Raw genomic sequence first — 24,869 nt, forward strand, 5'->3', positions numbered from 1 at the left:
TATATTTTAAATTTTAATTCGTTTTGATTAATCAATCAATAATCATTCGTTGACAATTAATAATTATTTAATTACAATACTTTATGCAATTGTTAAAAAATAAATATTCATTCAAGCGGGCTTTGCTTGATATTTTTTTGGTCTACATAATTATTTATTTGGCATCTCCTTTTGTAAATGTTGATTCAGAATTTTGGAATATTGATAAAAATCATTTTTATTTTTGGATTTCAAGATCTTTTTTAATTATTTTTATAATTTATTTTTTTAAACTTACTAGTTCTTATGATGATTTTAGAGTAGAGTTTTTTATTCCTAAATTTAAATTTATTTTTATTTGGGATTCTGTTGTAATTTTTATTAAAACAATATTGCTTGCAATGATAGTCATTTTTTTAATAGCTTTTTTGCTTGAATATCTGTTGCCAGAATCGGTACTTGTCTATTATTTTCAAAACAATGCTGGATTTAATTGGAAAATTAGCAGTAAAAAAGCATTTTTTTTAATGACTTTTACCTCTTTTTTTACAGGAGCTTTTGAAGAACTTTTTTACAGAGCTTTTGTTATTGCTAAGTTTACACAAATGGGATTTCCTGTTGCAGTTACCGCCATTCTTAGTAGTATTTTTTTTGCTTATGGGCATTTATATTATGGAATTTTAGGATTTTTGGTTACATTTATATTAGGGATATTGTTTGCTTTTACTTATTTAAGGTATAAAAATGTATATTATGTGATTTTTATACATAGTTTTTATAATATTATTGTTAGCAGTTTGTTGCTTTTTTTAAATTAATTTTAAATTGTTCTGAGGGGGATTTATGAGTGATACTGTGCCTAAACGTTTTAAAGATGCGGTAGCTCTTTATAGTGAGCTTGATATTTTTATATATAAGGAAGGGGAATCAAAAAGTTTTAAGAAGCAAATATATGCGGATTTTTGGAATGAAACAAAAAGAGTAGCTTCTGGGCTTTTGCATTGTGGCATTAAAAGGGGGGAAAAAGTTGTAATTATTTCTGATTCTAGAAGAGAATGGATAATAATCGATGTTGCTACTTTGGGATTAGGCTGTGTTGATGTTCCTAGGGGAAATGATTCTTCTGAGGATGAATTAACTTATATTATTAGCCATTCTGAATCTACTTTTATTTTTGTTGAAAACAATAAGCAACTTCACAAGGTTTTATCTAAAAAACACGATCTTAGATTTGTAAGATGTATTGTTGTTATTGATGATGATAAATCTTATGAAGAAAAAGTAGGAAATATTACTGTATTTTCTTATAAAAAATTACTAGAACTTGGAACTGAGTATTTAAGAGCTAATCCAAAATCATTTGATATGGAGATTGAAAAAGGTTCTTCAAAAGATATTGCAACTATAATATATACTTCTGGTACAACAGGCATGCCAAAGGGAGTAATGTTGAGGCATGAATCTTTTATTTTTCAATTAGATAGACTTTATGATTATCTTCCAACACTTAAACCCGGCAAGATGATGATTTCTATTCTTCCTCTTTGGCATTCTTTTGAGAGGGCTTGTGAATATATAGTTGCTTTAAAGGGCATAGCAATTGCATATTCAAAGCCCATAGGTCCTGTTTTGTTAAAAGACTTTTTACTTTTAAATCCTCAAATGATTATTTCTGTACCTAGAATTTGGGAAGGTATAAGAATAGGTATTATTAAAAAGGTGTCAGAATCTTTTATTAAGAAGCTTGTGTTTGGGGGGTTTTTAAAAATTGGAATTATTTATGCAAAGCTTAAGGAGAGATTTTTAGGACTTTCTCCTATTTATAAAAAACCCAATTTGTTTATTTCGCTTTTTTCAAAATTATTTTTATTTGTGGGGATTGTTTTAATTTTTCCTATTAAATTATTGGGTGATATTTTAGTGTTTAAAAAAATAAAAAATGCCCTTGGACAAAATTTTGAATTTGGAGTTTCTGGTGGTGGGGCATTGGTTGATTACGTTGATTATTTTTTTAAGGCTGTAGGAATTAAAGTTCTTGAAGGTTATGGTCTTACTGAAACGGGTCCCATCTTGAGCGTTAGGCGTCTTAAAAGCCCTGTAGCAAGAACTGTAGGGCCTATTTTGCCAGATGTTGAATACAAAGTAGTTGGAATTGATGGAAAAGTTTTGCCCTATGGAGAAAAAGGTGAGCTTTGGATTAGGTCGCCACAAATAATGAGCGGCTACTTTAAGGATAAAGCCAAGACCAGTGAGGTTTTAACAGAAGATGGTTGGTTTAACACCGGTGACTTGGTTAGATTAACAATTAATAATGAAATTTCAATTGTTGGTAGAAGCAAGGATACAATTGTTCTGAGGGGAGGGGAAAATATTGAGCCTGAGCCTCTTGAGAGAGTTTTAGGCAAATCTTTGTTTATTGAAAATATTATGATTGTTGGCCAGGATCAAAAATTTTTGGGTGCTGTTATTGTGCCTAATTTTGATAATCTTGAAAAATGGGCAAATTCTAGTGGAGTGTCTTTTTCTTCCAGAAGTGATTTATTGACCAATGAGGACGTTAATAAGCTTTATTCTAAGCATATTTCAGATACTATTAATACTAAATTGGGTTTTAAAAGTTTTGAAAAAATAGTAGGCTTTGTTTTACTTCAAGATTCTTTTTCGATTGGGGAAGAGCTTACTAATACTCTTAAGTTAAAAAGATATTATATATCCAAAAAGTATGAAGATAAAATAAAATTAATTTTTAGCAAAAGTGACTTAGATTTAAACGGATATTAGACAAGAAAATTTTGCAAAATTTTCTTGTCTACATCTTTAACATATAAGGGATATTAAGCAGGTACATGCAATTTTTTATTGTTTGTAATATGGCTTTTAAAAATTCGATTCTTGTGGCTGTTAAATCAATATTGTTTATATCTATTACTTTAACTTCTTGATAGTATGCGCTAAAATGCTTTGCAAGTGAGTATGAATAGCTGGTAAGTATTGAAGGGTTTAAATCTTTTGCTGCCTTGATTATATTTTCTTCTAATTCCGATATAATTTTAGTAATTTCCCATTCTTTTTCATGTTTTAAAAGGTCAAAATCAATTTTCCCCATTACAGGAATAGAAAGTGCGTTATATTTTTCAAGAATGCTATTAATTCTTGCTCCAACATATTGGATGTATGGACCAGAATTTCCTGTAAAAGATAGGCTTTCTTTTTTATTAAATACAATATCTTTATGTATAGCTGATTTTAGTAGATAATAGTGAATTGCTCCTAATGCAATGTTTAAAGCATTTTTTTTAGCACTCTCTTTGTCCTCAATTTTTTGTGTAATTTCAGGTATTATTGATTCTATTAGGTCTGATATTAAGTTATCCGCATCAATTACATTGCCTTCTCTTGATTTCATTTTTCCATCAATAAGATTAACCATTCCGTGCGACAAATGAATAAGTTTTTTGTTTTTGGAAAGACCTAATTTTTCTGCTACAAAAAATAAACTTTTGAAGTGCTGAATTTGTTCGCTTCCAACTACATAAATCATTTCTTCAAAATTAAATTCTTTTGTTCTTACTGCTATATTTCCTAAATCTTGGGTAAGATAAATAGATGTTCCGTTGGATCTTATGAGTACTTTTTGTTTTACGTTAGGATCTTCTTTTTCATCTGAGTCTGAGGGCAAGTCAATACATATTGCACCATCTTCTCGCTTGTAGCAAAATCCTTTTTCAAGCCCTTCTAATACGACATTTTTCCCAATTTCAAAAATTTCACTTTCAAGGTAAATTTTATCAAATGAGGTGTTTGTAATTTTGTATGTTTCTTTTATTCCTTCAATTGCCCATTTATTTAACTTTTTCCAAAGTTCAATTGTATTTGCATCTTTTTGTTCCCATTGTAAAAGTAGATCTTGAATTTCTTTTTCAGCGTTTTCATTTTCTTGTGAGTATTTGTTGTATTTAACATAAAAATCGCCAATTAAATGATCTCCTTTTTTAAAAGCTTTTTCGGGGGTAATGTCATTTCCAAATTTTTTGTATGCAAGCATTGATTTGCAGATGTGAACTCCCCGGTCATTTATTAAGTTTATTTTTGTTATTTTTGCACCTACAGCCTTTAATATTCTTGACAGACTTTCTCCTATTACGTCATTTCTAAGATGTCCCACATGTAGTGGTTTGTTTGTATTTGGTGATGAAAATTCTAATATTATTTTTTTATTGTCTAGATATTTGCTTGTTCCATAGGCATCTTTTTGGGAATTTACCATTTGTATTGTATTATTAATATATTCTTTTCTAGAAATTTTGATGTTTAAGTAAGGTCCCACAGCTTTAATTTCATATTTAGCTTTAAGATTTTTTATTATTTCTTCAGAGATGGTTTCAATAGGAAGTTTTAAGGTTTTGCTAATTTCAAACATTAATATGGAAATATCTCCTAGATCGCTTTTTGGAGGTTTTTGAATATTTATATTAATTTTATCTAGCTTTATGTTATTTGATAATGCTAGATTATTGACTATAACATTAATTTCGTCTTTAATCTTTTTTTTAACACTTTTATTCATTTTTTTCCTCTTTAAAACTTTTAGTAATTTTTTCTTCTTTAATGCTTGTTAAAATATTGATTAATAGTAAAATTAAGGACGCTAAAATAAAAATGTTTGAGCTGTGGGCTGACATTTTTGTATTTATAAGCTCCTTTATTATGGGTATTTCGTTGTTAAAAAGTTTTAAATTGCCAGTTTTTAATATTTCCCTAATAAGTGAGGTTGTTGAGCTTAGTGCAATAAAAATTAAAATTGGAATTTTAGAATATTTAATTATCATTGACGGGGTTTTTAGCATTTTAAAAGGCTCGTTTTTATGAAATGATATTATTATGGCTATTAAAATGGGTATTGAAAATTTAAATTCTTTGTATAAAGTTGGTGTTAAATAGAGCATGAATAAGTAAGTTAGACTAGTAAAAATTCCTATTATTAATAGATATATCCCTAATATATGGCTTTTATGCTTTTTTAGTTCTATTTGATTGATTATTAAGGCAGGAAGTATTATACATATTGAAATCCAAATAGATACGATAATAGCATCTAAAAAGTTTTTTGTATAAGCAAAAATGGGAAATAACATTAAATGGCTTTTAAGATATTTTTCAGTATTATAAAATGTCTTTTTTTGCATATTATTTCCTTTTAATCTAGTTTATTTGGTTTTAAATTGATTTGTACTTTCACTAATTCCAGAAATATGGCTTGAGTTTGTAGTTCCTAAAACCTTAATACGCTCAATTGCTTCTACCAGTTTATTAATCTCTTCTTTTAAACCTTTCATGGAGTTTGAGACCGTAATATTGATTTCTCCTAGCAGTTTAATAGTGCTAATAATTTCTTTGTTGCCTCTAAACATATCATTTGAACCAATTTTTACTTCATATGTTATTTCCCGCATTGTATTTAAAGCCTTTAAAATTTCTTGGCTACCTATTGATTGCTCTTGCATTGTATGATTTATTTCTTCTATTACTTGAACAACTAAATTGATCGAATCAAATATTTGGTTAAAAGCTTTATTTGTTAATTCAGAGGTGTTTACGGTTTTGGTTATTGAATCCATTATTTCGTTAATTGATGAGGCAACAGATTCTGATTGTGATGTCACTTGTTCTGCTAGGTCTTTTATTTCTTCTGCAACAATTGCAAATCCTTTTCCGGCTTCACCAGCATGAGATGCTTCAATTGCAGCGTTCATTGATAGTAGGTTGGTTTGACTTGCTATAGATGAAATTAAAGAGTTTGCTTCTTGTAATCTTGTTGAGTTTTTGAAAATTTCTTTGATTTGAGTAATAACTTCTTCTTGTTTTTTTCGTCCATCGTCAGAGAATCTTTTTAGTTCTTCTGTGCTTTTTGCAGCTTTTTGAGTTATTTCTGTTATTGACTGTATTCCTCCTATCATTTCTTCGATAGCCGATGAGGATTGTTCAACGCTTGCGGCTTGAGTTTCAATTGAATTGTCAAGAGATGAAATATTTTTTGAAAGACTTTCAATTATATTTGTTGTATTGGAGATGAATTCTACCTGCTTTTCTACTTCTTCTTGTGTTTTTTCTATGTATTGATTTGAATTTTTTATTGTATTGTGGGTTTTATTTATTTCGCTAAATAAATGGTCTCCGTTTTCTTTAAGCAGCTTTACTCGTTCTTGTAGTGAATTAATTACATTTTTTAGATTTTCAATAAAATGACCAAAAAGATTTATTGTTGAGCTTATAGAATCTTTACCTTTTGATTCGATTTTAAATGTTAGGTCGCCATTTTTAACTTTTGGAATTACAACATTGAGTTTATCTATTTTTGATATTATTAAAGTTTTTATGGTTGATATCATTATTAATATAAAAATTATTACCAAAATAAATATAATAGAAAGTGAAACTAATCTCATATTTTTAAATTCTTTTGAAAATATGTTATTATAATCTATTTTTATTCCTAAGTACCAATGGGATGTTGTAATCCTTGCTAAGGAGATTATTTCATTTGAATTGCTTGTATTGTAATTTGCCTTTCCTTGAGATAATACATTTAGTATTTCAGTTAATGTTTTTAGGTTAAAGCCAAATATGTGCTTTATGTTTTTTAAAACCTCGTCTTTTCCTCCAAATGCATCGCCATTGTTGTTTATTAAGTATACATTAAAGTATTTTGATGAGTTTTTGCTGCTTGCATTTTGTTCTAGTAATGAGTTTTCCAAAAGCAGTAAAAGATATTCTTTTAGTTCGGCAATTTTTTCTGAAATGTCAGCATATAAAATAATATATCCAATATTAGATTTTTTTGAATCTGTTATTTTATATGCTATTGGAATATAAAAATTGTTATTTATTTTTACTAAACTGTTGTGAAGAATTGAAATTTGAAATGTAGTTATAGATTTGCTTAGAAGCAATTCTTTTAAGCTCATATATTGACCGTTTCTTTTTTTTTCGCTTGATGCTATTATATATCCATCTTTGTTTGCATACTCTATTATTTTAATAAAAGACGGTAGTGTCATTAAAATCTTGTCAGATACTAAGTACTCTTCATTTTTGTTATTTAGAATTGCAGATTTATAATCATATCTGGTTGTTAATACGCTTAAAGCTTTTACTATTTCTTTAGATTCATCAGAAAAGCTTTTAATCATTGCTTGGTTAATGAATTTTGTAAAGTCTTGTAGCTCTTTTGTTATGATTTTTTTATAGCCCTGATCTAGTAGTAAAAAGGTTGTTGCAATAATTATTATTGTATATGCCAGAATTATAAAATTGAATTTATAAAAAAGGTTGGAGTTAAGTTTCTTTCTTTTCACTAAGTCCCCTCAAAAATTTTATTTTTTCATAATTTTCATAAAATTTTTAAAACATTAAATTTTTAGTATTCTACATGTTTTATTATATAATTATATATGCATGTAGCTAAATAATAAAATAATTATTTGCAAATATTTGAAGGATTTAATCTTTAAGATTCGGAAAGAAAGGTTTAATTTGCCAATTGTTATTAGTAATTATTTGTATATGATTTATGAAGGCAAAAGTTTTGTTTTAAGATTTTAATCATGCTAATGTTATGTTTGGAGAGCTTTTATGACAGATGAGAATTTAATCGATGTTAATCTGAAAAATACTAAACGATTTCTTTATCTAGTTTTATTTGGATTCCTTTTTTTAAATTTTTTATTTATAGGCTATGCTTATATGAATCATAAAAATGAATATTTGGATCGCTTTAAATTCGATTCTAAGTTGTTTTTAAACAGTGTTTCTGCTGTAATTAAAGCCAAATATTCGGAATCCTCTAGGTTTCTTGAGGAGCTTATAAAAGATAGTTATAGGTTTGGGATATTGGTGAATTCTTCAAAAAGCTTTCTTTTGTCTTCAAGTTTAAAATTGGGTGATAATTTAGATGAAAATAGCGATTTATTTTTAAAGTCAAGAGAATTTAGTTCTATAGATAAAATTTTTAAGACTATTCCTTTAGCAAACGATTCACTTGAAGGCATATTTTATATTCCTATAGGAAAAAATGTTTTAATATCAAATTCAAATTTTTCATCTTTAGGCTTAAAAGATATTAGATTGGATCCAATTTATTCTGTTCCTGTAGAAAAAAATTCTAAGCATTATTCAAGATATATGCAAATAGATGGGAAAATTTATTCTGTGGTAAGTTTTCCGGTTAGAGATTCTGTTGCAACATTGGGCGTGATAGGGATTTTATTATGCTTTGATGAGTCGTTAGATATTATTGAAAATCAGTTGTATTCTTCTCTTAAATTTGGCAGTAAGAATTATAATTTTTTTATGCTTGACAGAAATTATATGCCCATTTTTTTAAATTTTAATAATCTTCAGGCCAAACCTTTTTCTACGGCTTATGGTGAGAATTTTTTAAGTAAAGTTATAGCTTATGTTAAAAAAGATTCTTCTGGTTCTCAGTATACTTTTAATTATGGAAGAGATTTTTATTCTTTGAACTTTGTGAAAACCGATGATTTTTTGACTCAAGGGCTTATTTTAAATGTTAATTCTATTCCTATTATGTTTAAATCGAATTGGGTTATATTTTTTATGCTTTTATTATTATCTTTTTCAATTATGTTTTATTTGTGCAATACTTTTGTTTTTTCATTAATTAATGATTTTAACAGAATTGTTGCTTATCAAAAATCAAAAAGCGATCCTTTTAGTCTTGAGCCTCCCTTAAAGGTTAAGTATTCTTCGTCTATTATTTCTTATATTAGTTCAAAGCTAGATAATCTGTCTTCTAAGAGTAATGAATCTTTTGAAAAAATAAAATTTTATTCTGAAGATTTGAATGAATATTTGGAACAAATAGAAACTGCTGTATCAAATACTGAGAGTATAGATTCTAGCATTTTAGTTTACGAACAGCTAGGAGATACTTTTTCTAGATTTGAAAAATCAATTGCTGATATTTTAAAAGGCTTTGAGTCTATTACTGATCCGATCAATGACCACAATAAGTACATATCAGAAATCTCTTCAAATTTTGAAGAGAATGTTAGTTTTTTCTATAGTATAGATAAAAATTTGGAAATTTTTAATAAGGTTGCTACGATAAATTCTACTGATATTGAAAATATTAAAAGCAAGGTTTTTGATTTAAATATTGTTTTTGAAAATGTGAATAAAAATTTTGCAGATCTTTTGTCTCAAACAAATAGTTTACAAAGTGTAAATAAGCTTTTAGTTTCAATTTCAGCTCAGACTAATATGCTTGCTATGAATGCAGCAATTGAAGCAGCAAAAGCAGGTGATGCAGGTAAAAGTTTTGCAGTTGTTGCTGAGGAGATTAGAAAGCTTGCTATTAATTCTGGAAAATATTCTAAAACCATTAAAGATGAACTTAAAACGGTCGACAGTATTATTGCAGTAATTAATTCAGAGATTGATACAATTTATAAAAATTTCATAGACATTCAAGATAATGTGGACAACAATTTTTCAAGACATGAGAAAGTAGATCTTACTCTTGCTAAGCACTTTAAAGAAATTGGTGAGTTTAAAGAAAGGTATTTGTCTCACGATACTAAGATCAGAGATGCTAAGAATATGTATAAAGAAATATTTAATAACCACTATTTTATTAGTAGCAAGTTTAACAACTTTAGCCAAGATTTAAAAGAGTTTAAAGTTTCTAAGATGAATTTAGATGCGGTAAGTTCTCTTCAAGAATATTCATCTTTAGTGAAATCCTCTAAGGATAAAATATTAAAGACAAAGCAATTGATTCAAAAGATTAATGATGAGATTAAAGATATTCTTTTTTAATTTTTTTGATTATTTGAATCCTATGTAAATAACTTCTTCTTCAAGCAAAAACCCAGTTTTTAAGTAGACTTCAGCTTTTACTTTTTCAATTAAGCTTTTTATGTCGTTGGAAGTGGCATTGTTAATATTAATGATAAAGTTTCCATGATATTTAGCTACTGTAGCGCCTCCAATGCTTAATCCTTTGAGCTTGCACTCTTCAATTATTTGTCCACTAGGTTTGAGAAATGCTTTATTGTTTTTAAAAGTGCTTCCACTACTTGGAAATAAATAGTGCCCCCTCTTTATTCTTGCTTGTTTATTTTTATTCATTTTTTCTTCAATAATTTTCTTATTGTCTTTTTTTAAATTCAATTCAATTTTTAATATAAAAAAGTTTTTATTTTGAAAAGGTGATCTTTTATACTTAAAGTCTTCTTTTTTAAATTCTTTGCAAATAGTTTTTCCTTTATCATTTATAAATGTAATTTTTTTTAGTATCTCAGATATTTCATTTCCAAAGCATCTAGCATTCATCCATACAGCGCCTCCCAGTGTTCCGGGTAGTCCATAGATAAATTCTAGTCCACTTAAGCTGTTATCAAGCGCAATTTCACATAAATTCTCAAAATTAGCACCACATTCGCCAATAATTTTATTTTCGCTAATTTCTATTTTGTTTAGATATCCAGTGTATATTATTGGAAAATCAAGCTCTTTATCGTCATTGACTAAAATATTTGATCCTCCCCCAAGAATAAATAGTTTTATTTTTTCTTCTATTGCTACTTTGAAAATATTTTCGGCTTCCTTAATATTTTTAGGGGTAAGAAATAATTTCGAAATGTTTCCAATTTTATATGTTGTATAGTCAGCTAGATTTTTTGTTTGAGGCTTAATATTGATTTTTTTAAGAAAATTATTTAGGCTTTTAGGCATACGTACTTAATAATAAATGAGATTTTTTATTTTTTCAATTTTGAGAAATGTATGATTTTAAAGTTATATAATACTAGAACAAAGGATTTTTCAGAATTAACAAATTTTGAAAATGTTAAAGTGTATGCTTGCGGGCCCACTGTTTATAATTATGCGCACATCGGAAATTTTAGAACCTATATTTTTGGAGATTTATTAATTAAAACTTTAAGGTTTTTAGGGTATAAAGTTGATTATGCGATGAATATTACAGATATTGGTCATTTAACAGGTGATCTTGACGATGGAGAAGATAAAGTTGCCAAGACCGCAAGAGAGAAGGGCCTTACAGCTTATGAGATTAGTGAATTTTTTACAGAGGCTTTTTTTAATGATTGTAGAAAATTAAATATTGTATATCCCGATAAAGTTCTTGTTGCAAGTAAACATATTCCCATTATGATAGAGGTTGTTAAAATTCTTGAAGAAAAAAAAAATACTTATTTTTCTAATGGTAATGTGTATTTTAATACTTCTTGTTTTAAAAGCTATGGCGAGATGGCCGGTATTGATCTTATTGATAAAGATATGACCTTACCTAGAGTTGATATTGATAAATTTAAAAGAAATAAAACCGATTTTGTTTTGTGGTTTACTAATTCTAAGTTTAAAGATCAGGAGATGAAATGGGATTCTCCTTGGGGATTTGGTTATCCAAGTTGGCATTTGGAGTGCGCTGCTATGAATTTGGAGTATTTCAAAGATACACTTGATATTCATTTGGGAGGAGTTGATCATATTGGAGTTCACCACATAAATGAAATAGCAATAGCAGAGTGTTTTTTGAATAAGAAATGGTGTGACATCTTTGTTCATGGAGAATTTTTGATTATGGATTATAATAAAATGTCAAAGTCAAGTGGAAATTTTATTACAGTTAAAGATTTGGAAGATCAAAATTTTTCCCCTCTTGATTTTAGATATTTATGTTTGACATCACACTACAGAAATCAATTAAAATTTTCATTGGGTAATCTTCAAGCAAGTAAAATTGCTAGAGAAAATTTGATAAACAAGCTAAGGTGTTTTTATGAATCTTTAGATCCAGTTGATTTAAATATACTTAATAAGGATTTAAAAAATTTTGGTTTTAGCAAAGAAAAAGAATATTATGACTCTTTTGTAGAAAAAGTTTCTTTTGATTTAAATGTTTCTCAAGGATTGGCTTTGCTTTGGGAGATGATTAAATCTGAAAATCTAGGCTTTGTTTCAAAGCTTAGATTAGCTTTTATTTTTGATGAGATTATGTCACTTAATCTAAGAGAAGAAATTTTGAAAAATTTAGAAAACCACGATGTAGTTATTGATGAGAATATGAGGGTTTTGATTGAAGAGAGAAGAATGGCTAAATATGAAAAAAATTTTAAGCGTGCTGATGAAATTAGAGACTTTTTTGCCAAAAAAGGTTTTGTTTTGGTTGATACTAAGGAAGGAACTAAGGTTAAAAGAGGCTAATATTTGGCTATTTTTTTAAAAAACAAATATTTTTATTTAAGCTTAATTTTTATTATTTTTTTAGTTTTATTTGTTTTTTCTGGATTTTTATTTTATTCAAAGCCAATTATTTATGATATATCTCCAATTCCCACTTCGCACAAGGATATTATTGTTATTAAGGGGAATAATTTGGGCTACAGTACAGGAGAGATTAATATCAACAATAATTATTTGGTTAAAAGTAGCATTATTAGCTGGAATAATACGGAAATAGTTTTTAAAATTACAGACGAAGTGAATTCTGGACTTATTTTTATAAAAGGAGAAAGGGGTACTAGCAATGAGCTTTTTCTTGTTATTAGTAGGCAAGTTCCCGTTAAACTTAATAGGAAAAATATACCTTTTATTTTTGCAGAGGATAAAATAATTTTAAATGCAAATTCTTCAACCTTATTGCAGGGTATGAATTTGTTTTCATATTCTAGTGCTATCAAAATTTTTTTTGAAACTAAGGATAAACTTTATACAATTTTACCTCAAAATATTTTAAATGTTTCTGAGAATAGCTTAGAATTTATTTCTCCTAAAACTTTAAATTCTGATGGGAAACTTTATGTTTTATTGGACAATATTCAAAGCAATAAAGTTCCATTTTCTGTTAAAGATAATTTTTTTAAGTGGACTTTGAATGATTCAAAAGAGTTTACAATAATTGAAGAGATTTATTTTAATCAAAATATTAGTAGTAATTTTGATTCAACCCCCGAAGATATTAATTTTAATATCTTCTATTTAAGACCAATTGAGAATGAGCGTCAAAAAATTACAGATTTCAGTAATGAGCATCTTGATTTTAATATTGATAATTTATTTTTTGAAAACCTTAAGACAAATAAATTTGTTTTTAAGACTAGGGTAAAAACTTATAAACTTAATTTGGAATTTTTAGATGCGAAATATTTAGAAAGCATTGAGGTTAATAGAGATATTAACAAACAAGAGCACAAAAAGTATGTTCAAGACAAAAAAAAAGATTATTTATCTTACATCTCTGTTGATTTAATGTCGTTAGATTCTCTAATTTTATCCAAAACCGCTGGCAGTAATTCAGTTTATAAGTTGGCTAAAGCAATTATTGATGTTTTGACTTCAAATTTTAAAATTATTGAGAATAATTTAAGTTTAAAGGATTCTATTAAAGAAAGAAAAATTTCGTCTAGCAATTTAATAGTTCTTACGAATTTATTATTTTTAAAGTACGAGATTCCACTGAGAAATATAGTCGGGCTTTATTATGATTCTAATTCTCTTAAATTAAAAGAGCATTTTTGGTTTGAATTTTTTTTATCTGAGGTTGGTTTTATATATTTTGATATAATAAATGCAGTATTATTTAAAGATAGCTCTAAGTATTTTTTGAATATGTCTCATAACTATATTCAATATGGATGCAAAGAGGATTATGATAAAAATGAATTTTTTGACGGATATTTAGATTCTAAATTTTTAAAGTATAAAAGCTTGACAAACGGATCATATTCTTTAATGCATAGATTTGTTTTGGAGGATAATTTTTAATGAGAGATGATCAAATATTTAATTTAATTGAGAAAGAAAAATTAAGAGAAAGAGAACATATTGAGCTTATTGCTTCTGAAAATTTTACATCTTTAGAGATAAGGCAGGCTGTTGGTAGTATTTTGACTAATAAGTATGCCGAAGGCTATCCTTTGAATCGATATTATGGCGGGTGTTCTTTTATTGACGAGATTGAAACTTTGGCAATTTCAAGAGCAAAAGAGCTTTTTGGTGCAAAGTATGCCAATGTTCAACCGCATAGCGGATCTCAGGCCAATATGGCGGCCATAATGGCTCTTATTGGTCCAGGTGACAAGATTCTTGGTATGCAATTATCCCATGGAGGACATTTAACTCATGGCAGCAGGGTAAATTTTTCTGGTATATTTTTTAATACCTATTTTTATGGTGTTTCTAGGGATTCTGAGCTAATTGATTATGATGAAGTTCTTAAAATAGCTAGAGATTGCAGACCAAATTTAATAATAGCTGGAGCTTCTTCTTATTCAAGAGAAATTGATTTTAAAAAATTTAGAGAAATAGCAGATGATGTTTCTGCTTATCTTTTGTGTGATATTGCACATATTGCAGGTCTTATTGTTGCTGGTTTTCATAATTCTTCAATTGATGTGGCGCATCTTACTACAAGTACTACGCATAAAACGTTAAGAGGACCAAGGGGCGGAATAATACTTTCTGGAAAGGATTTTGATAAATTAATAAACTTTAATGGAAAAGAGAAACCCTTATTTAATGCTGTAAATTCTAAAGTTTTTCCTGGAACTCAAGGGGGTCCTTTAGTTCATGTTATTGCAGGTAAGGCTATTGCGTTCAAAGAGGCTCTTCAAGAAAATTTTAAAGAATACATTGCTAACGTAATAAAGAATACTAAAGTTATGGCTGAATATTTCAAGTCGGAAGGATTTCGTATTGTTAGTGGGGGCACAGACAATCATTTGTTTTTGGTTGATCTTAGTAGTTCGGATTTTACTGGTGCTGATGCTGAGAAATTACTTGAGAGTGTAAATATTACTTTAAATAAAAATGCTATTCCTTTTGATAAAAAAAGCCCTTCTTTGGCTTCTGGTATTAGAATTGGGGGTGCTGCTATTACTTCTAGAGGCTTAAATGAAAGCGATTCTTTAAATGTTGCTAAATTTATTGTTAGAGCTTTAAAGGCAAAGTCGGATATTGAATTAAAACAAATAAAAAAGGAAGTTGTAAGATTTATTAAAGATTTTGACATGCCCTGATTGCGTTGGAGGTTATGATCAATAAATGCCAAGTCCAATTAGAGTGTTTTTTTTAGTGTTGTTGTTTATTTTTATTTTTAATCCTGTTTTAATAGCAATGCTTTTTATTTTATTTCCTTTTGTGTTGATATTATTTAGTTTTTTAGGTGTTTTTAGAATATACTTTACAAGAGATTACTCATATTCTAGATCTAGAGAGTTTGAATTTTATAAACTTTCTTTTTTATTAATGGCTAAATTGCTATCTATTTTAGGAACTGTAACTGGAGAGCAGCTAAATTATGTCAATTTTATTATCAATTCTTTGAATTTATCTGAACGTGGTAAATCAGAATTGTATACTATCTTTCATTCTGCTATTACTAAAAATAATAATGCTGATAAAATTTTATATACTCTTAAGCTTGGCTATTTTCAGCATAAAGATCTTTTTATATGGCTTTTTGCTTCCCTTAAAGAGATTAATAGGCTTTCTAGGTATAAAAATTTAGAAGCTGAAAAATTTATTTCTTATGTTGGTGTTTTTTTAGAGCTTGAATATGATGGTTATGAAGCCTATAAAGATATTAATATTAAAATTGTAAATCCCTATAGTGTTTTGGGGTTAACATATAGTGCTAGTGATGATGAGATTAAAAAGGCGTATAAAAGCCTTGTTATAAAATATCATCCTGATAAGTTTGCAAATGATCCTGTAAGGCAAAAAGATGCAAATGATAAATTTATAAAAATTCAAGATGCTTATGAAAAAATTTGCAGGGAAAGAAATATAAGGTAATCAATTAATTAATTGTTTTTAAAGATAGAAAAGAAGGGCTTTAGCCCTTCTTTTGCTGTTAGCTTCCGCTGTAGGCTATTTTGAATTGCAAGAAAGCACTTCCAATAGCAGCATTATTTGTGTTTTTATTAGCAAGTTCTATAATGTTATTTGAATCCCATCCAAGAGAAATTGTTGTAAATCTTATTAGTTTTTCAAGGCTAAGTCCTGTTTTTAAATAAATTTTTGTAGCATCGCTTGAGAGTTTATTAGGAGGCCCTAAAATGTATGCCCCAATATATGGTACTACATATGCTTCTGTTGAAATGGATGTTATTGGAATTGCATAATCAAGATATAGAGCCAAGCCGAGTTTCATTGCATCTTCAAATGTCAGATCAGGGGTTGTAGTCTTTGTGCCTGCTGAATTTTTTTCAGCTTGATTGTTTTCATTGGTGCTTGGAGCTACTGTGGGATAGTTTTCTACAGATTTTTGTCTTAAAATATCGTAAAGTCCGATAGATGTTATCCATCCTAGTCCATTTATAATTCCCTTTTTGTTGTCTTCATAGCTTGAAATTTCAACATTTAAGCTTTGAAATGCATTTTCAGATATGGTTTTTAATCTTTTTTCGGTATCTTTAGATCTGTAAAGGTTTTGTCCATAGCTTATTCCTAATGCAATCCCAGATTTTTTGTCTTGTTCTCCAAATAGTCTTGTACTGTAGGAATCAGATCCTTTAACTGCCCAGGATTCTTTTTCGCCAGTATCTTTATTCCAAGCAAATCCTATGCTTGCTCCTGTTGAAAATGCAATACCCAATTCTGTATTTTTACTGAAATTAAGAGCATTGCCATTTGGATCAAATATATTTTCAGCTTTTTTATTAGGATCTGAGGATGTTTCTTGTTTAAAATTTGCTGCTTTTGAGATGTGCCCAAATACAGAAAAATCGCTTGCAAAAGGATCTATTCCAAAATCAGTTCCCATTTGCAAAATAAGATAAGTATTTTTATCATTGATTTTTGTTAATCCAAGCTTATATTGAGCTCCAAAAGATGCTAAAATTGCAGAATTTGATAAAGTTGGACTTAATAAATCGTTACCAATTACGGATTTATCTTTTAAAGAGTATGTTATTGATGACTTATTGAATGTTTCATTTCCATAGGCTCCTGATAAGCCAAAATTTAATTCCAAAGGTGTTTCTGCAATTACAGATTTAGTATCTTCGTTTTGATCAAGTAGATTTTTTATTGGCTTCCATGTTGCTTGAATTCCATAAAGGATTCCCTGATATGTTTTATTGTATGGAGTGTCTTTGTCATTTTCTTGATTTCTGTTACCAGTGCCTGTTCCCCCTATTGCAAATGTAAGGTCGAGTTTTGGGAGTTTGTATCCCAATTGAATTGTTCCTATGTTTTTAGAAGTACCTCTTGCAAGAATTGTCCCCCTTACTATTCTATCATTACTTGGGAATCCATAGTAAGTGCTTTTAAATCCAGTCATAGGTGCAAAACTAAATAAAGACTCTTTATTAAAGTCAAAATCTGTCATAGTACTTATTTTAATAAAAAAATCGTACATATTGATTTGTGCTGTAATGTCTCCTACGTCAATTTTAAATTGATCGCCTTTTTTGCCATCCGCTTTTAATGCAAGATCGTCTACCTTAATGTAAGCTGAGAAAGGATCGTCTTTGCCTAATTCGGGATTAGCTTCAAATGGTTTAAGCTTAATAGTAATTTTGCTTTTGTTTTCAAACCCAGGAACAAGCTCGTCCATATCTAATCTGAATTCACTTGTGTTTTCAAATCCGAATGTCGGTATCCATGGGTTTATTTTAAATATATCTTTTTCCTTTAATGCGTCTGCTGCAAATATTGCTGCAGATGTGGTTAAAAATATAATTAATTTACATAAAATTTGGTTTTTCATAATTATACCTTCCTGTTGTAATTATAAATTTTTTTATTAGTTCTAGTTATTAATTAAACGTATTAATAAATATATTATAGACATGCTATTATGTATAATATATTAACATATATATAACATCTATATAATATTAAAATATTAGTTAAAAATTCAAGGCCATATTATTATTTTGTGATTTTTATATTATTCAAATTTATAAATAAGATTAATTTTAGTATAAATTAATCTTATTTATTTTAAATGATTAATTTATACTAAATAAACTAGCAATCCTGTTATTAAAATGTAGCATAAAGCATAAATTATTGTTTTTGATAAAAGCTTGCCTTCTTGTCCAATTAATCCGGCAGTTGTTGTTGCTATTGTGATGTTTTGAGGAGAAATCATTTTTCCTCCAGTTGCTCCTGTTGTATTTGCTGCTGCAAGCCAGTAAGGATTTGTTCCAATATTTTCTGCCATTTGTGTTTGTAAAGGGCCAAAAAGTACATTTGAAACTGTATCACTCCCTGTTAAAAATGTCCCAATAGCTCCAATTAGCGGACTAAATAATGGTCCAAATTTACCTGTTATTATTGAGATTCCATTAGCAAGATCTCTTATCATTCCGCTATGTGTCATTAATCTTGATATTGCAACGATGCATATGATTATGAATGAAGATAATGCCATTTTTTTCAAAGTTAGTGTAAATATTTTTAGCTGTTTTAACATTGGAACCCCTCGTATTGAATAGGATATTATTGTTGCAAGTATAATTAAGAAGCCCGGAGAGATAATCCATTTAAAGTGTAGGGGATTTGCCTCTGGATAAATACTAACAGTGCTTTGAAAAGTTTTTAGGTATTCGTGAATTCTGTTAAAAAGAGGAGATACAAGCACTATAAATGTTACTATTAAAATGTAGGGCGAGCAGGCAATAATACCTTTTGATAAGGATATTGTGTTTTTGCTTTGGTGCTCAGCAGTTTCTTTTTTTTCTCCAAAAAACTTTGCATAAACTATTGTTATTGTCATAGAAAGAATGCTTCCAAGGATTGCAGGAAGTTCTGGTCCCAAAGTTTTTGATATAAATAATTGTGATATTACCATTGACATTCCTGAGAGTAGGGTAAGAAGGAATACCCCCTTTAATCCTTTAATGCCTCCTTCTGTAAGAATTACCAGCACAAAAGGTATTGTTAGGGTTGGAATTATTAGTTGGAATGCAATCTCAGATGAAACAATATTAACATCTAAATTGGTTGCTTGAGCTAAAGATATTATAGGAATTCCTACAGATCCATAGGCGGTTGATGAGGTATTCATTATTAAGCAGATTAAGCAGGCAAAAAATGGTTCAAATCCCATTGCTATTAATATTGATACAGGGATTGCAACAGCAGTTCCATATCCAGCAACGCCTTCTAAAAAATTTCCAAATCCCCATGCTACTAGCAAGACTATAATTCTTCTATCAGAAGATACGTTTGATAAAATATTTTTGATAGTTTCTATATCTTTTTGATCTTCTGACATTTTGTATGTAAATATGGCAGCAATAATTACAGTTGCTATTGGCCATATTCCCATTAGGGCGCCTTCAAGCATTGCAAGACCTGTGTTTACTATTCCCAAGTTTTTATAAAATATAACTATAGCAACGGTTGCTATTAATGATATGGGTATTACATAGTAAGCTGGTTTTTTTATTATGCCAAGACCAATAATTATTAGGACTATTGGTACCAAAGCTGTTACAAAATCATAAGAATTCATAAAAATGGCTCCTTTTAAATTGTATTGTAATTAACAATCAATAAATAATATATAATTTAATATTACAACATGAATAGTATCTATGTTATTGGGAAATTGTTATTAATTTTATTTTTCTTTTTTTTCCCGCTTTGTGATGATCTTTTTGCAGTTAATTTAGATGAGATTAATAAATTATCAAAGTATGCAAAATCAATAGTTTTAATGGATTTTGATACTAAGAGAATACTTTATTCTAAAAAGCCCAATTTAGTTTTTCCTCCAGCATCGCTTACAAAGATTGTTACAATTTATACAGCTTTAATTGAAGCTGAAAAGCGAAACATAAAATTAAAAAGCATAGTTCCTATTAGCGATTCTGCTTCATATTATAATGCACCCCCCAATTCTTCTTTAATGTTTTTAGAAAAGGGTCAAATTGTTAATTTCGAAGAGATTTTAAAGGGACTTTCAGTTTCTTCGGGCAATGATGCTTCTATTGCAATTGCTGAGTTTGTAGTAGGCAATTTAAATAGCTTTGTTAATTTAATGAATATTAATGTTTTAAATTTAGGACTTTTTAATATGCATTTTGTTGAACCTTCTGGATATAGTAGTGATAATAAGATTACAGCATTAGATATGGCTTTTTTTATAAAATCTTATGTAGAGAAATTTAAATTTATGCTTAACATTCATTCTTTAAAGTATTTTGTTTATCCAAAGCGTAAAAATTTAGGAACTGCTTTATCATCAAGATTTTTAAACTTAAAACAAAGAAATGCTAATTTATTAATACATGATTATCCTTATTCCGATGGTATTAAAACGGGATATATTAAGGAATCAGGCTTAAATCTTATTGCCACTGCTAAAAAGGGCGATAGAAGGTTGATAGCGGTTGTATTGGGGGTTGAAAAAGGAATTAATGGATTTGGAGAGAAAATGAGAGCTTCGATTGCAAAAAATTTATTTGAATATGGATTTAATAAATATTCTAAATTTCCTTTAATAGTAAAATTAAAAGAAAAAGTCTATAATGGTACGGTGGATATAGTTGCTCTTTTTTCTAAAGAGCCTTTTTATTATATTTTAACTAAAGATGAATTTGATAAAATTAATATAAGCTATACTGTTGATAAGTTGGTTGCTCCACTTAGTGGGGATATGCCTGTTGGGAGGGCTATGATTTTTTTAGAAAATGAAAAGGTAGGTGATGTTGATTTATTTAGTGAGAAGGTAAATAAATTAAGGTTTTGGCAAAGCCTTTATAAGAGTTTTATAAATTTTTTTTCAAGAGAGTATTAATTTTATGTTGAATCATTTTAATTTTAAATTAAAACGCGATGTTACGATAATAGTTCCTGGTGAAGCTTTTGTTTCAAATAAAAGAGTGATTTCCACAATTCTTGGTTCTTGTGTTGCTGTTGTGCTTTTTGACGAAGTAAACAGTTTAATTGGGATGAATCATTATGTTCTAGTTAAGTCAGATCTTGACATATCTCCTGAGCAAAGGGGAAGATATGGAATTTATGCTATTCCTATGTTAATAAATGCAATGCTCGAAAATGGAGCTAATAAAAGCAATCTTAAGGCCAAGCTTTTTGGAGGAACTAATTTTATGGCAAAAGGATCGGTTAAGGTTGGACTTGAAAATTCAGAGTTTGCCGTTAATACATTGAATAAGTATCGTATTCCAATCTTAGTCAAAGATTTCGATCAATCTAAGTCGCGAAAGATTTTTGCTTTTCCTGAAAACTTTAAAGTTATTGTGGAATATCCAGACGGAACAAGGGTTTTTTAATTTTGCCTAATGATGATTTTTTTAAAAATTCTCTTAATCAATTTCAATATGAAGCAGTTACTACTATTGAAGGTGCTCTTTTAATTATTGCTGGTGCTGGTAGTGGAAAAACAAGGGTTGTTACTCACAGAATAGCCTATTTGCTTTTAAAAGGTATTGCTCAGAGAGAGATTTTAGCTTTGACTTTTACCAACAAGGCTGCTAATGAGATGAAAGACAGAATTAAAAAAATTTTAAAAAGTCCTCTTAGCAATCTTATGGTTTCAACTTTCCATGCTTTTGGACTTTTCTTTTTAAAAGAAAATTATAAATTATTAGGATATAGAAAAAACTTCAGCATTTATGATGACAATGATAGAATTTCTCTTCTTAAAGAGATTTTACTTGATGAAGGTCTTTTTAATAAAAAAATTTCTTTAAATTCACTTAGTAATGTTATCTCGTTTTTAAAAAACGGTATTCTCACCCTTGATGATTTAAAGGAAGAAGATTTGAATATTTACAGGCTTTATGAAGATCGATTAAGGCTTTATAATTCTTTTGATTTTGATGATTTGATTTTAAAACCAAAAGAATTGTTAAGCAGTAATTCTGATATTAGAAATAAATATTCTAAAAGATATAAGTATGTTTTGATTGATGAGTTTCAAGATACTTCTTTGATTCAATATAATTTTATTCGTCTTTTGATAAATCATAGTAATTTGTGTTGTGTTGGGGATGATGATCAGTCTATATATTCTTGGCGCGGGGCTAATTATAACAACATGTTGCAGTTTGAAAAAGATTACAACGTTAAAGAAATAAAGCTTGAACAAAATTATCGTTCTGCAAAAAATATTTTAGATGTTGCCAATTCTGTGATTTTAAATAATAAAAATAGAAAAGAAAAGACCTTGTGGTCTTCAAAGATTTGTAGCAAAGTCATAGATGTTTTTATATTTGAGGATGAAATTCAAGAATCTGAGTTTGTTGCAAATAGAATCATGCAGCTTTCAAGGCTAGAAGGCTTTAAGTCTAAAAAGATAGGAGTTCTTATGAGAACCAATGCTCTTTTTAAAAACGTTGAAATGATTTTTAGAAGACAGGGCATAAAATATAAAGTTTCAGGGGGAACGTCTTTTTTTCAGAGAAAAGAAATAAAAGATATTATTTCTTATTTAAATGTAATAATAAATCCTAAAAGTGATTATGATCTTCTTAGAATTATTAATGTTCCAAGAAGGGGGATTGGCAAGGAATATTTGAAAAAAATTAGAGATATAGCAGACAAGAAAGGCTGTTGCATTTATGATGCTCTTTGTGACATTACTTTTTCTTTTACAAATATTTCTAGTTATGATAAAGCTTTGAATAAGCAGGTCATTGAAAGCATAGAAGATTTTGTATCTTTTATTGAAGAGTATCAATATAAATTTAGTATAACAAAAAACACTTATTCTAATATAATCAAAGAAATGATAGAAAGTATTGAATATTGGGGATTTTTAGTTAGTGAAAATCCTAATTCAATCAAAGTGGCTGAATATAAATATCAAAATATAGAAGGGTTTTTAAGCATAATTAAAAATTGGGAATCCAAACAATTTGGTGAGTTGAGAGATTTAAGCAGTTTTTTAAATTACATAGTTATTCAATCTAACGAAGCAAATGAGGAATCTGAAAATATTAATATTAATTTAATGACAGTGCATTCTGCTAAAGGTTTAGAATTTGATTATGTATTTTTTATTGCTGTTGAAGACAACATTATTCCTCATCATAGAATCATTGAAGATAGCGAGGTTGACTTGGAAGAAGAGAGGCGAGTTTTTTATGTTGCATTAACTCGTGCAAAAGATTCTCTTGTTATTACTATGGCTAATAAGCGTAAAAAAGATAGGCAAATTTTTGATCAGGTGCCTTCAAGATTTATTTCAGAAATTCCTAAAGAATTTTTAAATTTTAATTATTATGCAGATTTTGTTGAAAACAAAGCTTAACCAATATTATTAAATTTATTGAATGAATTCAAAGATTAATTTAGTATAATATATTATTAATTATAAATTAAATCTAAGTATATTTATGGATTTAATATAATCAAAGGAAAGTTATTATGAGTATTGTAATTGATTCTTTTAAAGAGATATCAAAAATTCCAAGATGTTCAAAAAATGTTAAAGGAATTATTAATTTTATTAAGCAGAGAGCCAAAAAATTTGGTTATTCTTTTAAAGAAGATAGTGTTGGTAATATTGTGGTGCAGATAAAGTCAAATAATAATATTGATATGCATCCTATTATTTTACAATCTCATGTTGATATGGTTTGCGAAAAGAATGAATCTAGCTTGCATAATTTTGAAACAGATCCGATTGAAATTGTTGAAGAGGATGGATATCTTAAAGCAGTAGGGACTACCCTTGGGGCTGATAATGGTATTGGAGTAGCTATGATGTTGGGGATTATGAGTGAAGCCAATAATTTTCCTCATCCCGATTTAGAACTTCTGTTTACTGTTGATGAGGAAATAGGTTTAATAGGTGCTCTTGGCCTTGATCCTAATTTATGTAGTGGTAAAAGCCTTATTAATCTTGATGGAGAGGAAGAAGGTTATTTTTTAGTTGGTTGTGCGGGATCAAGACTTGTAGAAATTGTTTTTTCTCCTAAGTATAGTCTTGTAACGAAAAAAACAAAGGTAGAGATTTTGTTTAAAGGGCTTAAAGGTGGCCATTCTGGGGCAGATATTCATTTAGATTTGGCAAATTCTTTAAAATTAATGTTTTTTGCTCTTTTTGAAATTAAGGCAAATCTTAATTTTGAGATTGAAGGCATTTTTGGTGGAAATAGTAGCAATGCAATTCCAATTGAAGCCAAGGCTTTAATCTTTATAGATGATAGTGATTATGATTTATTAAATAAAGAGCTTAAACTGTTTGTGCTTAAAATTAAAAGTGCATATTCTCTTGAAGATGAATTTGATATTATTGTTAATAAAAGAGAATTTTCATCAGTTAAAGTTCTTGATGAAAATAGCAAAAATAAGCTTTTAAATATGGGAATGGGATTTTTACATGGAGTTCAAAAAGTAGAAAATTATGAAAATAAGCTTATAAAGACCTCTTTAAATTTTTCAAGTCTTTTGAGAATGCAAGACGATTATATTTTTACTTTTTTAATAAGATCTTTATTGGATTTAGACAAAGAGTATGTTTGCAATCATTTGCAATCTATCAGTGATTTATCAGGAGCTAATTTGCGTGTAATTTATGATGATCCTTCTTGGCAGCCTGATAAGAATAGCAATCTTTTAAAACATCTTCAAGAAGTGTATAAAGAGATGTATCTTAAAGATGCTAATGTTTCCATAATACATGCAGGTCTTGAAACAGGCATAATATCTTCTAGATTGGGGGGTGTAGAATCTGTTACTCTTGGTCCTTGGATTGAATGTCCTCATACTACTAGAGAAAGAGTAAATATTTCTTCAACTATTAGAGTTTATGATTTTTTGAAAAAAAGCTTAGAAAGATTTCAAAAATTTTAGTTTTGAAAAAAATTAATATTTTATTATAAATTTTTTAATAAAAGTCTTATGGCTTTTATTAT

At 28.3% G+C, this 24,869-nt stretch carries 17 protein-coding genes; 11 read left to right on the forward strand and 6 right to left on the reverse strand.

The features are described from left to right. The first annotated feature begins 83 nt into the window (after positions 1 to 83). Positions 84 to 797: a CPBP family intramembrane glutamic endopeptidase gene (locus QIA00_RS02955; protein ID WP_316257383.1), complete on the forward strand. Its 714-nt coding sequence runs from the start codon at positions 84 to 86 to the stop codon at positions 795 to 797. Positions 798 to 822: 25 nt separating this feature from the next. Continuing rightward, entirely contained in the window at positions 823 to 2,760 is a 1,938-nt protein-coding gene (locus tag QIA00_RS02960) for an AMP-binding protein (RefSeq protein ID WP_316257385.1), read from the forward strand. Between the two features lie 28 nt (positions 2,761 to 2,788). Here QIA00_RS02960 and argS read toward each other — a convergent pair whose 3' ends face one another. Genes argS through QIA00_RS02975 form a run of 3 tightly spaced genes read right to left on the reverse strand, consistent with a single transcriptional unit; the run spans position 2,789 to position 7,334 of the window. Beyond that, positions 2,789 to 4,546 carry an arginine--tRNA ligase gene (gene argS / locus QIA00_RS02965; protein WP_316257387.1) on the reverse strand — a complete coding sequence of 586 codons (1,758 nt, stop codon included), beginning with the start codon at positions 4,544 to 4,546 and terminating at the stop codon, positions 2,789 to 2,791. After that, complete coding sequence (locus QIA00_RS02970) at positions 4,539 to 5,165, reverse strand: hypothetical protein (RefSeq protein ID WP_316257389.1); 627 nt, start codon at positions 5,163 to 5,165, stop codon at positions 4,539 to 4,541. The genes argS and QIA00_RS02970 overlap by 8 nt, the downstream gene beginning before the upstream one ends. Positions 5,166 to 5,186: 21 nt before the next feature. Next, positions 5,187 to 7,334 (reverse strand): methyl-accepting chemotaxis protein, encoded by a 2,148-nt coding sequence (locus QIA00_RS02975; protein WP_316257391.1) that lies wholly within the window; start codon positions 7,332 to 7,334, stop codon positions 5,187 to 5,189. Between the two features lie 277 nt (positions 7,335 to 7,611). Between QIA00_RS02975 and QIA00_RS02980 the strand changes: the two genes are divergently transcribed. After that, entirely contained in the window at positions 7,612 to 9,819 is a 2,208-nt protein-coding gene (locus QIA00_RS02980) for a methyl-accepting chemotaxis protein (RefSeq protein ID WP_316257392.1), read from the forward strand. Between the two features lie 9 nt (positions 9,820 to 9,828). On the opposite strand, the gene murB is transcribed toward QIA00_RS02980, so the two are convergent. Next, positions 9,829 to 10,737, reverse strand: coding sequence for a UDP-N-acetylmuramate dehydrogenase (murB, locus tag QIA00_RS02985; RefSeq protein WP_316257394.1), 909 nt, complete (start codon positions 10,735 to 10,737; stop codon positions 9,829 to 9,831). Positions 10,738 to 10,788: 51 nt separating this feature from the next. Between murB and QIA00_RS02990 the strand changes: the two genes are divergently transcribed. From QIA00_RS02990 to QIA00_RS03005, 4 genes are read left to right on the forward strand one after another with little or no spacing between them, the layout of a single operon-like run. Then, positions 10,789 to 12,231 (forward strand): cysteine--tRNA ligase, encoded by a 1,443-nt coding sequence (locus QIA00_RS02990; RefSeq protein WP_316257396.1) that lies wholly within the window; start codon positions 10,789 to 10,791, stop codon positions 12,229 to 12,231. A gap of 3 nt (positions 12,232 to 12,234) precedes the next feature. Beyond that, positions 12,235 to 13,791, forward strand: a complete 1,557-nt coding sequence (locus tag QIA00_RS02995; protein ID WP_316257397.1) for an IPT/TIG domain-containing protein — start codon at positions 12,235 to 12,237, stop codon at positions 13,789 to 13,791. Beyond that, positions 13,791 to 15,044 carry a serine hydroxymethyltransferase gene (gene glyA / locus QIA00_RS03000; protein ID WP_316257399.1) on the forward strand — a complete coding sequence of 418 codons (1,254 nt, stop codon included), beginning with the start codon at positions 13,791 to 13,793 and terminating at the stop codon, positions 15,042 to 15,044. Before QIA00_RS02995 ends, glyA begins: the two co-directional genes overlap by 1 nt. A 25-nt stretch (positions 15,045 to 15,069) precedes the next feature. After that, on the forward strand, positions 15,070 to 15,822 hold the full coding sequence (locus tag QIA00_RS03005; protein WP_316257401.1) for a J domain-containing protein: 753 nt from the start codon (positions 15,070 to 15,072) through the stop codon (positions 15,820 to 15,822). A 58-nt stretch (positions 15,823 to 15,880) separates the two neighbouring features. On the opposite strand, the gene QIA00_RS03010 is transcribed toward QIA00_RS03005, so the two are convergent. Together QIA00_RS03010 and QIA00_RS03015 are read right to left on the reverse strand one after the other, a co-directional pair. Then, the gene (locus QIA00_RS03010; RefSeq protein WP_316257403.1) at positions 15,881 to 17,740 is read right to left on the reverse strand and encodes an integrin-binding adhesin P66; all 1,860 of its coding nucleotides are present in this window, start codon (positions 17,738 to 17,740) and stop codon (positions 15,881 to 15,883) included. A 249-nt stretch (positions 17,741 to 17,989) separates the two neighbouring features. Next, positions 17,990 to 19,495, reverse strand: a complete 1,506-nt coding sequence (locus QIA00_RS03015; protein WP_316257404.1) for an L-lactate permease — start codon at positions 19,493 to 19,495, stop codon at positions 17,990 to 17,992. A gap of 69 nt (positions 19,496 to 19,564) precedes the next feature. Between QIA00_RS03015 and QIA00_RS03020 the strand changes: the two genes are divergently transcribed. The 4 genes from QIA00_RS03020 to pepD all read left to right on the forward strand — a co-directional run bounded on the left by QIA00_RS03020 (position 19,565) and on the right by pepD (position 24,807). Next, on the forward strand, positions 19,565 to 20,782 hold the full coding sequence (locus tag QIA00_RS03020; RefSeq protein ID WP_316257405.1) for a D-alanyl-D-alanine carboxypeptidase family protein: 1,218 nt from the start codon (positions 19,565 to 19,567) through the stop codon (positions 20,780 to 20,782). Between the two features lie 4 nt (positions 20,783 to 20,786). Next, positions 20,787 to 21,278 (forward strand): chemoreceptor glutamine deamidase CheD, encoded by a 492-nt coding sequence (gene cheD, locus QIA00_RS03025; protein WP_316257407.1) that lies wholly within the window; start codon positions 20,787 to 20,789, stop codon positions 21,276 to 21,278. Positions 21,279 to 21,280: 2 nt separating this feature from the next. After that, the gene (locus tag QIA00_RS03030) at positions 21,281 to 23,260 is read left to right on the forward strand and encodes an ATP-dependent helicase (RefSeq protein ID WP_316257408.1); all 1,980 of its coding nucleotides are present in this window, start codon (positions 21,281 to 21,283) and stop codon (positions 23,258 to 23,260) included. A gap of 116 nt (positions 23,261 to 23,376) precedes the next feature. Next, entirely contained in the window at positions 23,377 to 24,807 is a 1,431-nt protein-coding gene (gene pepD / locus QIA00_RS03035) for a beta-Ala-His dipeptidase (protein ID WP_316257409.1), read from the forward strand. The last annotated feature ends 62 nt before the right edge of the window (positions 24,808 to 24,869 follow it).

Origin of the sequence: Borreliella americana (genome assembly GCF_032595795.2) — a bacterium.
Taxonomy (GTDB): domain Bacteria; phylum Spirochaetota; class Spirochaetia; order Borreliales; family Borreliaceae; genus Borreliella; species Borreliella americana.